This window comes from Streptomyces sp. NPDC050121 (assembly GCF_044460385.1).
Lineage (GTDB): Bacteria > Actinomycetota > Actinomycetes > Streptomycetales > Streptomycetaceae > Streptomyces > Streptomyces soliscabiei.
This window is the reverse complement of the sequence record NZ_JBITJV010000012.1, coordinates 250,910-261,787: the sequence shown is the minus strand read 5'-3', so window position 1 is coordinate 261,787 and position 10,878 is coordinate 250,910. Positions and strand designations below refer to the sequence as shown.

At 70.0% G+C, this 10,878-nt stretch carries 9 protein-coding genes and 2 pseudogenes; 6 read left to right on the top strand and 5 right to left on the bottom strand.

All coding sequences use genetic code 11. The annotated features are described in order from the left end of the window. On the top strand, positions 1–807 hold an 807-nt coding region (locus ACIBTS_RS20735), incomplete at its 5' end, for an LLM class flavin-dependent oxidoreductase (protein WP_399321079.1). A gap of 484 nt (positions 808–1,291) precedes the next feature. Here the strand turns inward: ACIBTS_RS20735 and ACIBTS_RS20730 are convergent. Continuing rightward, positions 1,292–1,594, bottom strand: coding sequence for a hypothetical protein (locus ACIBTS_RS20730; RefSeq protein ID WP_399321078.1), 303 nt, complete (start codon positions 1,592–1,594; stop codon positions 1,292–1,294). Positions 1,595–1,715: 121 nt separating this feature from the next. Between ACIBTS_RS20730 and ACIBTS_RS20725 the strand changes: the two genes are divergently transcribed. From ACIBTS_RS20725 to ACIBTS_RS20715, 3 genes are all read left to right on the top strand, one after another. After that, positions 1,716–2,444 (top strand): MFS transporter, encoded by a 729-nt coding sequence (locus tag ACIBTS_RS20725; protein WP_399321076.1) that lies wholly within the window; start codon positions 1,716–1,718, stop codon positions 2,442–2,444. 367 nt (positions 2,445–2,811) lie between these two features. Continuing rightward, positions 2,812–3,003, top strand: coding sequence for a transposase (locus ACIBTS_RS20720; RefSeq protein ID WP_399321074.1), 192 nt, complete (start codon positions 2,812–2,814; stop codon positions 3,001–3,003). A gap of 313 nt (positions 3,004–3,316) precedes the next feature. Then, positions 3,317–5,212, top strand: a complete 1,896-nt coding sequence (locus ACIBTS_RS20715) for an SMI1/KNR4 family protein (protein WP_399321072.1) — start codon at positions 3,317–3,319, stop codon at positions 5,210–5,212. A gap of 710 nt (positions 5,213–5,922) precedes the next feature. On the opposite strand, the gene ACIBTS_RS20710 is transcribed toward ACIBTS_RS20715, so the two are convergent. The 4 genes and pseudogenes from ACIBTS_RS20710 to ACIBTS_RS20695 form a co-directional block, all read right to left on the bottom strand. Continuing rightward, positions 5,923–6,132 (bottom strand): DUF6243 family protein, encoded by a 210-nt coding sequence (locus tag ACIBTS_RS20710; RefSeq protein WP_399321070.1) that lies wholly within the window; start codon positions 6,130–6,132, stop codon positions 5,923–5,925. 501 nt (positions 6,133–6,633) lie between these two features. Next, a pseudogene (locus ACIBTS_RS20705) lies at positions 6,634–7,539 on the bottom strand (transposase); the annotation flags it as partial. 94 nt (positions 7,540–7,633) lie between these two features. Then, on the bottom strand, positions 7,634–8,041 hold the full coding sequence (locus tag ACIBTS_RS20700) for a RidA family protein (protein WP_399321068.1): 408 nt from the start codon (positions 8,039–8,041) through the stop codon (positions 7,634–7,636). Positions 8,042–8,131: 90 nt separating this feature from the next. Next, positions 8,132–8,650 carry an NUDIX domain-containing protein gene (locus ACIBTS_RS20695; RefSeq protein WP_399321066.1) on the bottom strand — a complete coding sequence of 173 codons (519 nt, stop codon included), beginning with the start codon at positions 8,648–8,650 and terminating at the stop codon, positions 8,132–8,134. A 61-nt stretch (positions 8,651–8,711) separates the two neighbouring features. On the opposite strand from ACIBTS_RS20695, the pseudogene ACIBTS_RS20690 reads away from it, so the two are divergent. Next, a pseudogene (locus ACIBTS_RS20690) lies at positions 8,712–9,164 on the top strand (transposase); the annotation flags it as partial. Positions 9,165–9,184: 20 nt separating this feature from the next. Next, on the top strand, positions 9,185–10,747 hold the full coding sequence (locus ACIBTS_RS20685; RefSeq protein WP_399321065.1) for a protease pro-enzyme activation domain-containing protein: 1,563 nt from the start codon (positions 9,185–9,187) through the stop codon (positions 10,745–10,747). The last annotated feature ends 131 nt before the right edge of the window (positions 10,748–10,878 follow it).

Sequence of the window (10,878 nt, the reverse complement as noted above, 5' to 3'; positions counted from 1 at the left end):
GAACACATCGTGCTCGGCCCCGACGCCGGAGCAGGCGGCGTGATGGGCAACCCCCGCGACTACGCCCTGCCCGGCAACCAGGACCCCCACACCCCGTGGCCCAACTCGCTCATGCTGCTCAGCGCGATCGCCGCTGTCACCGATCGCCTGCGCCTCGCCGCCTCGGCGGTCATCGCTCCCCTGCGACACCCCCTGCTCCTGGCCCGTGAGCTCGGCACCCTCGACCTTCTCTCCGAGGGCCGCCTGATCGTGCTGCCCAACGTCAGCTGGAGCCGGGACGAGTACGCGGCGCTCGGCGTCCCGTTCTCCCGGCGCGGCAAGCTCCTCGACGAACACCTGGAGATCTGGGCGAAGTTGTGGGGCCCCTCTCCCGTGTCTCACGAGAGCGAGTACTACACCTTCCACGACGTCTACTTCGAGCCCAAGGCATACCGCCCGGACGGCCCCCGACTGTGCTTCGGTGGCGCGGGCATGCACGACGCGATGGTCCGCAGGATCGTCCGGTACGGCCACGCCTTCAACCCGCTGGGCAAGGTGACGCCCGAGCACATGAAGACGCTGAAGGCCGCGATGGCCGCCGCGGGCCGCGACATCTCCGACCTGGAGATGATCGGCGGCACCCGCGCCGTGTTCCCCGACGACAACTCCTGCGCCGACCTGGCACAGGCCCTCGAGGCCATCCCCGAGCAGATGGCCCAGGGATTCACCACCTTCTGCGTCAAGCCCTCGCAGTTCACCGACGACCCGAACGGAGTGGGCGCGTTCTGCCGCGAGGTGATGCGCCGCGTGGAGTCCCTGACCGCCTGACGGCGCCGGCCGGTGTCCCGCATCGCGGCCCGAGCGGCCCGCTGACGACGAACGGCACCGGGCCGCGGAAGAGCGAACCGAACGAGCCGAGGACCACAGCATGACGACTTTCGACGAAGCCGCCGGCACCCGTCCCTCCACTCCCGCTGAAGCCACTCGAAACGATCCCCAGCACCATCGGGCTGCCGGGCCTGACCTACCTCACGGCGGCCGAGCTGGGCACCGAGGTACTCCAGGTGGCTTGTGAAGCCCTGGCGGACGGCACCTCGCTGCCGAACGCCCAGCGATTGGTGGCGGGAGAGGGCTGACCTGGGGCTTCGCAGGGAAATGGGCGTTTACCCGGGAAGACTTCTCTCCGTAGTTCCCGCGGGTCAACGTCGTTTCCCAGGCTCATGTGCCCTGGATGTGCCCTCGCGGCGTCTCACCAGAGGGCGCCTTGCTCTGCTGACGGACGGGTAGTGGGCGGCGTCGCCGTCAGGCTCAATCATGTCTTGGCGTGGGTGGCACGAGGCTGCGCCGTCACGGCGCCCGCCTCACGCAGCTGCCGGATGGCCTCGATCACTTGGGCGGGCCGGACGAGGTCGCCCTGGCCCTGATCACCGAGGCCGACGAGGCCATCTTTCCCGCCCTGGAGGCACGCCCGGCCGACGAGCCGCCGGTCACCGCGTTCGCCAACGCGGCCCGTATCGTCGTGGAGCAGCTGATGCAGGCCGACGACGGCACCGGGGAACTGTGGACGCGCATCCAGCGGCTGCTGGAGAAGTCCCCGCCGCTGCTCGCGGCCCACCTCCAGCGCGCGGTGTCGATCGAGCGAAGCCTCCGGCTACGTCGCCCTCGCCGCCACCGCCCTGGCCACCGGCGCCCTCGCCGCCCACTGGGGGCTCCGCCCCGCCCCCTTCCTCCTCGGCGTGGCCTACGCCGCCCTCGCCCTGGGTCTGTCCACCCTGGCTGTCCGCGAGACCCGAGGCCATGCCCTCGCCGAGGCCGCCTTCCACCCCGTGCCGAGCAACCCCGACCACCGCGGGGAGCTGACCACCGGCCAGATCGCCTGGATCACCAGCTTCCGCGACAAGGCCCTGTCCGCCGCCAGTCAGGCCGGCCTGGTCAACAACCTCAACGACGCCCTCGCCTGGGGCATCTTCCCGCTTCTTTTCGCCACCCATGGCCTGTCCGTCGCCGCCATCGGTGTACTCGCCGCTCTCTACCCGGCGGTGTGGGGATTCGGGCAGCTGCTCACCGGCTGGTGGTCCGACAGGATCGGCCGCAAGCACCTGATCACCGTCGGCATGCTCCTGCAGGCCATCTCCCTCGCCCTCGTCGGCGTCGGCACCACGTTCCCCGTCTGGGCCACTGCCCAGGTCCTTCTCGGCGCCGGCACCGCCCTGGTCTACCCCACCCTGCTCGCCGCCATCGGCGACGTCGCCCACCCCGCCTGGCGCGCCCGCGCGGTCGGCGTCTACCGGCTGTGGCGCGACGGCGGCTTCGCCATCGGCGCCCTTCTCGCCGGAGTACTCGCCGACGCCTACGGCCTGACCACCGCCGTCTGGGCCGTCGCCGCCCTCACCGCCCTGTCGGGGCTTCTCGTGACGGTCCGCATGTACGAAACGCGCCCCCGCCCGGCTGCCTCGCCCGCCTGACCCGGGAGGTCGACACCCGTTTGGGCTGCGGACTCTGCTGATCCCGTTCGGGCGGAAGGTCGTAAATGCACAAAAGGTTCAGGAACCCGACGACGTTGCCGCCGCGCTGGGCGACCTCGGCGGGGTCGACGAGCTCGACACCGAACTCGTCGGCCAACTCCGCAACCGTGCCGCCGCACCGGCGGTCGAACCGCCGCGGTGCACCTACGTCCGGCACTGCCCTGTCACCTGCCTGGTGCCGGCGCACCAGCAGTTCCGCGCGTCGTTCCCTGCCGACGGCTCACCGGGCCGTGCGAGACACCGAACCTTCCCCTTGATCGTGGACACCTGGAGACTGGACCTGAGGTTCCAGAGGAAGTAGCACCAGGTGGGAAGCAAGTACACGAAGCAGTACACCGAAGAGTTCAAGCGGGACGCGATCGCGCTCGTCGACTCCTCGGGCAAGACGGTCACAGCGGTCACCCGGGAACTCAGCATCAGCTCCGAGTCCTTGTGCGGGGTACCGCAAGGCGAAGGCGGCTGCGGCGGGACGTCAGCCGAGCAAGACGCCCTCTGGTAAGCGAGGTTCCGCATCGCCTCATCTGTCACTTGCCTTTCACAGCCCCTATGAGCGGGGTCCCCTATGAGCGGGGTCCTGGCTGTGGCTATCTGACCAGGTAGAAGCCTTTCCGAGCCGCGTCGCGTTGCCGGTACCGGGCCAACCGGGCGGTCAGGATCGTGAGGACGCGACAAAAATCGGCAGGCCACTATCCGGACACGCCCCGGCAGCCCGGCGCCGACAACGCACCGTCCCCGACCAACCGCCGTCAAGAACGGACGGCGGAAGCCTTCTGAGTGACTCGTTGTCAGTGGTGGCTGGCACGCTCTCGTTCATGAGCGACGAATTTTTCAACTGGCAGGACTTCCTCGGCCGTTGGCAGGAGGAGTGGGTTCCCAGCGCCGAGCACGAGGAGGACGGGGACGGCGGTCAGGGTCCCGTCAGGCTGGGCAGGCCAGGTGCGGGCGAGGCCGCGATCACCGCGGTCGAGAAACGGCTGGGCATGCGACTGCCGCCCTCCTACCGCCAGTTCCTGGCCGCGAGCGACGGATGGCGTGTGGAGCAGACGGCCGGGGTCTATCAGCTCGGTGGGATCGCGGACATCGACTGGTCCCGGGATCCGTACGGGTTGACCGAGGTGTACGAGGAGAACCTGGGCGACGACCCGCACGAGCAGGAAGTCCTACTCGCCGGCATGTGGCAGCGATCCCTGCGCCTGGAGACGGACTCCGATATGACACTGGCTCTGCTCGACCCGGGCGACCTCGACGAGCACGGCGAATGGGCGCTCTACCTCTACAAGGGCTGGAGCGGTGAATACCCGGACCGCTACCCGTCGTTTCGTGCCTACATGGAGGCCATGTACCGGAGCTTCCACCGCGACCGGGTGGGGCGGCCGGACTTCGAGAACGCCACCACGCGCGCCCAGGACGCCCGGGTCGAGGAGGCCCGCCTCCTCGCCCTGCGCGGACGGCATGAGGAGGCCCTGCCCTTGCTCGAGGAGGCGCGGTCCTTCGGGCGACCGAACAGCGCCGTTCTGCTGAACCAGTTGCAACATCTGGCGGCTCCCCGCGCTCGGCGGGACTACGGCTCTCTCGTGGCTGACCCCCGCTATCTGCCCGACCTCCTTACGGTGTCGGCCATCGAACCGGCCTCCGGCGAATGGCGACTGGGCGGAGACGACCACTGGCTGGGGATGATGGCCGCCCGTGGGGTCGACCGGGGAATCGCCGAGGGCCTGTTGAGCGCGCTGCGCGACGGCACCCATCGCTATGCGCCGCCGGGTGCGTGGGGCCGGGCCGTCAACGAGGCCCGGGAGTCGGCCCGATGGGGAGCGACCGATGCCGCGTGGCGAATGCTGCGCGACGCGCTTACGCAGTGGATACCACCTGGGCCTTTGCTGCTCGCGCCCCTTGGCCTGCTCGCCGATCCGGTTCTGGGGTCGCTGATCACCCCGCAGCGCGGGCGAGAGATCCTCGCGACTCCGCGCGCAGGCGAGTCCGGGCCCGCTCCCGAGCCGGTGCCCGATCTCGACCCGCCGGGTCTCACCTGGGTGACGACGACCGGGATACATGGGCGGCCGTTCGACGCGTACCGCTGTGTCTGGGTCGAGGGCGCCGACCCCGCCGGCCTGCCCGCTCTGATAGGCGAAGCGGGTGCCGAACTGAGTGCGCCCGTGCACGCGGCCAGGGCGCACCGGCCGTTGAGGCAGAACCACGAGCGGGAGGGCGTCGAGCTCTGGGAGGACCGGGCCGCGGTCATGGCCGGCCGCTGCAGCGAGGGATGGGCCTTCGCCTTCGACGGTCAGTCCCGCCAGGGCATCAGCCACCTGTTCCAGTCCCCCGCCGCGGCCGCCTCCGCGTCGGGTCGCGCCGTGGTGGTGTGGCGTGAGCCGCAGCGGCACTCGGCTGATCACCCGGCCGCATTCCATGTCTCGGTGGCCGAACGCGGCGTGGAACTCTATGCGTTCACGGTGCGGGGCAACGACATCCGGCGCTCGGGTGCGATACCCGACACCCTGGATCCCGTGCGGTTTGTCGGCTCACCGGACACCCATCCAGACCGAGAGGTACGCCTGTTGGAGACCCTGCACGCCGAACTGGGCATCTCGCTTCCCTGTTTCGCCCTGTCCCAGGGCAGCCTCCCCATGTTCACCACCCGGTCCTGGACCCGGGCGCCGCGCGAGGGCGAAGGCTTCGCCTACCTGGGCTTCGTACGGCGTCGCCCCTGAGGCGACGCTACCGCAGAGCGGCGGCCACGGCCTCGGCCACCCGGGCGAAGAGGCGGTCGCCGTATTCGGCATTGTCACCCTGCCCTGTGGATCCGCATCCAGCCTCGATCGCGCCAGCAGGACGCTCCCGAACGACGCCCGGGCCGCCCCGGGGCCCAGCGAGTGGGCATGTAGCGGATCAGCCCACTGGTTCGGTGCGGGCGCTGCATCGTCACTCCGCAGCCGGCCTGGTCAACGGAGCAGCACGCGTGTAGAGGGCGTCGGTTATGTCGAGCATCAGGAACTCGCCCTCCCACTCGTGCTGGTACTGCCCGTGCGTCCGGCGTCGTCGCTCGCCTCCTTGCGGTACTGCGTGGCCGGTCGATATCGGCGACGGGGCTGCTGCCGTGGATGTGCAGACACTTCGCGGAGCCGCGCCTTGGCATGTGGTGGTCCCTTCCCGGCCCGCGACGCCCGGCGCACTTTTGCTGACGGTGTCGCCCGGGCTGGGCACGGGGAACGCGCTGGTGGTGACACGGCTGGTGCAGCTCAGGGTGGCGGCAATGACGGGGCTGCTGAATCTGCGGCTGCCCCGGGAGGGTCGGCTGAGGCGCGGGCGCTCGGCCGAGAGCTGAGCGGGGCAGGCCGCGCCCGGTACGGCAGCAGGGCCCGGACCGCGCGTCGCGGTCCGGGCCCTGCCCCGTGCGGTGCCACCCTACGGAGGCGGTGCGTCAACTCTGTGCGGTGTCGTCGCTCGCCTGCCCGGCGCCCTCGGCTGTGCCTGCCCTCTCGCGCATCTTGCGCACCAGCTCCGCCTTCTGGTCGGCGGCACCCTGGCGGTCGAGGTTGCGGTACGGACCGTTGTTCTGCCGTTCGGCGCGCGACAGCTTCTTGCGCTGGCCGCCGCCCATGCCCACGGGGTTGTTGATGTTCTTGCTCACGGGTTCTCCCGGAATGTTGTGAAGTGATCTACGTATTCATCGGTGGGGACGGGCACGGCGACGCCGAAGGACGTCAGCAGGGGCCCATCACGCTCTCACTCGTAAATCCGCATCTGGAAGAACATGACCAAGACGTTACCCGGTTCCATCGGCCCTGCACACCAGTTTTTCGCCGTCACAGCGTCGGCCGGGCCTTCGGCGAGCGCCCGGGGGTCAGCCTTGCCGCTCCAGATGGAGAAGCGTGCCGGGGAGGCGGGATGTTGCGATGACTGGCGTCTTTGAGCCCCCACCTGGGGTACCGAAGCCGGCAGGCTCGTCACCACGGCCGACCCGTGCACGAGCGCGGTCGACCCTGAGTTCTGCCCACGCGGGGTGTCACCCTCCTGCGCCCCCTGCCGGGAGCGTCCCCACCGAGGGACGCGGGTACCGCCGCCCCCGTCCCGGCGGGAGCCTGCGAGCCATCAGTGTCCCGACGGCCCTGAACTACGCCGCTCAGACCGGTGCCGACGACCACAGCCAGCGGGGCAGCGGGTCTCCGCCGCCGGGCAGGCGGTCGACCTGGAGGCGGATCAGTATGCCCTCGATGATGGGGAGTTCGCCGGTGCGGTCGATCCATGCGGCACGCGTGGTCAGGCGGGGATGGATACGGTCCCAGGCCATCGCCCGGGTGGTGCCGTACCGGTCGGTGACCTGCACCGTCGTCGCGTCCGGCTCGCCCCAGCTCTCCGGCCTGGCGAAGCGGAACTCCTTGCCGTGCTTGGGCGGGTGGCCGCCGTGAGGGTAGGCCAGGCAGAACTCCTTGCGGGAGGGCATCAGACGGCGCATGACCCGGTCTGCGCATGCGCCCGAGGACCTCCGCCGGCAGTCCGCGCAGGAGGTGGGCCATGCGCGGGGCGTCGTAGCCGGCGTTGAAGACGACCAGGATGTCGCGGTCGCCGACATGCCAGCGGCCCATCTCGATCAGGTCCATGACCACCCGGTGGACCTGGGCGGCGGTGACCTCGGCGACATCGTCGTCCGGTCCGAGACGGACGGCATCCAGAAGCTGGGTCCGAGGACCGTCCGCTGCGGCCGTACACGTGGCAGAACAAACGCTCTGCGCTGGTCTGGGCCTCCGGGCGGAGCCAGTTGCTGACGTCGACCGCGAGCACCAGGCGTCCGTCGGCGGCCTGCGGCGTGGACAGGCCCGCCAGCACCTGCCGCAACCGGGGCGCGTCCACGTTCCCACAGTCCAGCGCGTCGTACGTTGCGCCGTGCCCACTCCGGTGCTCAGCCACCCAGGGTCAGGTCCACCGGCTCCCTCACCGGACCGTCCGCGCACAGCAACGCGTCCGTGAGGTCGAACAGTTCGTTCAACGCACCCACACGGCCTGCGCTGTGGCCACGTGTGTCCTGGGCGGAGCCCATGATCAGACGAAGGCCGCCCCAGCGTCCGGCGAATACCCAACTTGGTCACCCAGTTCGAGACACCGTTCGAGAGCCCGTCTGTGAGAAAGCTCAGTCAGGGCAGTGCCACAGTGAGATCCACCTCGACGAGCTGTCCGGGAAAGCCCAGCTGGGTGACGCCCAAGAGCGTGCTGGCCGTGGTGAACGCCGGACCCAGGGCGGAGTTGGTGAGCCTGTGCCACGCAGCTCCGAGAACATCCCTCTCGTCGCTCCGCACGTAGATCACTGACCGCACCACGCGTTGCGGCTGGGCACTCACCGCTGCCAGGGCCGTAAGCGCGTTCGCAACAACCTGGTCGACCTGGGTCTCAAGGGAACCGGAACCGACGAGGTCACCGTTCCGATCCAGCGGGCACTGCCCCGCCAGATAGGCCGTACGGCCTGCCTCCACCACTGTGATGTGGTGGTAGCCGGGCGTCTCATGCAGCTGCTCAGGGTTGATGCGGGTGATCTTTTCAGTCATGTCCTCGAGTCTGACCGGCATGGTGCCCGCCCGCACCTCAATTCGCCCACGGCAAGCGCTTAGCAACCGAGGTCGAGGAACATGCTGAGCTCAACCTCTGGCTGTGCCCTGGCGGGTGATGGATGGTGTGTTGTGGCTGAGCTCTGCAAGGTAGGCATCCAGCGGTTGGAGTCGTCCTGGCAAAGACTCCCGAAGGTCCCACCACCGGGTGGCCGCGATCTCGTCGTTGGACGTGAAGAGCGGTGAGATGTCAGCGGACTGGCCGGTGAATAGGGCACCGTATTCGGCATGTTGGTCGGGTGCCAGTACGAATCTCGCGAAGCCGACGAAGCAGAGCTCCCCTTCGGCTACGTGGTTGGTTTCCTCCAGCAACTCGCGGGCGGCTGCCTGGCGAGGGGTTTCGCCGGGGTCGATCTGTCCGCCAGGCAGTTCCCAGGCCTGCCGGAACCGGTTGAAGGCCACCAAGACGCGATCGCCGCGCCACAGGGCCACCAGCGCAAGCGGCAGGGGTGCGTCGCTGGGCGGCTTGTCCTCCGCTCCCGGAGCGAAGGAGATCAGGGCGTTGCCGCGGTCGTCGACGGCGAGCGGCGGGGGGTGGGGAGCGGCCATCTCAGCATGATGCCCGCGCTGCTCCGGCAGTAGCCCGACTCGTGCTTTCGTCGTCGTCGGTCTCAACCAGGGGCGGATCGATGTCGGCCGACCGCGGTCGTTGCTGGCCGGCCTGTCGCTGCCTCGGTTCCCGGACGGAGGGCTGGTCCTGGCGGTGGACGTCTCTCCGTGGCTGCGATCGGACGCGCCGTGCTCGCCGGACCGGCTGTTCTGCCACGTCTGCGGCCGGGCGAAGACTGCCTCGCAGTTCATTCCCGGCTGGCCGTACCCGTTTGTCACGGTAGTGGAAATGGGCCCGACCTCCTGGACGCAGATCCTGGGTGCGGTCCGGCTCGGTCCGGCCGACGACGCCACCGCCGTGACCGCCGCCCAGCGCCGCGATGTCGTTGAACGGCTCATCGCGGCCGGCCGCACTGCGGACCACGGCCTGAAACGCGTCGTTCGTGCGCGTGGTCATGAACCTCGCCGTGTGGACTCACGAGTCTTGAGGTCTCGACATGCGGACGGAGGGTAGTCGGGGCGATGCTTTGAGCTATGACCGATTATGCGCCCATTCCCGGTAGTGAACGCTCGGCCGCGCCCAAGGCGCGTTCCGAGGGCCCCCTCGATGCGGCGGCTCCCGTGGAGGCCACGATCATGCTGCGGCGCCGGGCGGAGGTCCCGCATGACCTGATCGTGGGGCCGGAGACGATCTCGCAGACCGAGCTGGCGCAGCAATACGGTGCCGATTCGGCCGATGCCGACCTCGTGCGGGAGGTACTGGGCCATCACGGCGTGCAGGTGACCGGGGTCGACCTGGCCTCCCGCCGGGTCCAGGTGTCGGGCACCGCGGAGCAGATGGCCGAGGCATTCCGTACGGAACTGTCCCGGGCGACCAGCCCCGACCCGGCCACCGGGGTGCCCGTCGAGCACCGGCACCGTGTGGGCCCGCTGCAGGTTCCCGCGGCGTTGGACGGTGTGGTCGTGGCGGTGCTGGGGCTGGACGACCGGCCGCAGGCGCGTCCCCGGCTACGGCACGCCCGGGCGGAGGCCCGACGGATCTCGTACAAGCCGACGCAGCTTGCGAACGTGTACCGCTTCCCACCCGGCACCGACGGCGGCGGACAGACGCTGGCGCTGATCGAACTTGGCGGTGGTTTCAGGCCGGCGGAGCTGGAGACCTACTTCGAGTCCCTGGGGCTGCCGATGCCACGGGTGACCGCGGTGAGCGTCGGGACCGCCCGGAATCACCCCGGGGAGGACGCCGATGACGAGGTGCTGCTGGACATCGAGGTCGCGGGCGCACTGGCACCGGGCGCAGAGCAGAAGGTGTACTTCGCGCACAACACCGACCAGGGTTTCGTCGCCGCAGTGAGCCAGGCCGTGCACGCCACCCCGACGCCGACAGCGCTGAGCATCAGCTGGGGGGCGCCGGAGATCTTCTGGACCGAGCAGGCCCGACTCGTGTTCGACGAGGCGCTGGCCGACGCCGCAGCTCTCGGCGTGACGGTGTGTGTCGCGGCCGGTGACGACGGCAGCGGTGACGGGGTCGGGGACGGCCTGCCGCACACCGACTTCCCGGCGTCCAGCCCGCACGCCCTGGCCTGTGGCGGCACCCGTCTGGACGCCGACCCTGCCACCGGTGAGGTGCGCAACGAACGGGTGTGGGGCGGCGGCGATGGCGGCGGTGCCACCGGGGGCGGTGTCAGCGAGGCGTTCGGCCTTCCGGTGTGGCAGAACACGGCCGGCGTTCCGCGGAACGGGAATGCCCCGGGCCGTGGTGTACCGGATGTCTCAGGCGTCGCTGACCCGGCAACCGGTTACCAGGTGTTGGTGAACGGCCGCCACTCGGTCATCGGTGGCACCAGTGCCGTCGCCCCCCTGTGGGCGGCCCTCACCTGCCGCATGGTCGAAGCGCTGGGCCGACCGCTCGGCATGCTCCATCCGCTGCTCTACGACGGTGTCACGCCCGGTCACACTTCACGGGGTTTCCGACAGATCGTCGAAGGCAGCAACGGCGCCTTCCGGGCCGGCCGGGGCTGGAACGCCTGCACGGGGCTGGGTGTCCCGGACGGTCAGGAACTGCTCGCGTCCTTGCGGGAGTTGACCCCTCACTGAGGCTCCCCGTGCCGGTCCCCCAGGGTGGGCGCGTCCCTGAGCGTGTCTGTGCGGCCGGCTCCTGGGAACGGTCCTTGTACGCGGGACCGGGGCCGCACGGGCCCCGGTCCGGCCAGTGGGAGGCTCGCGGG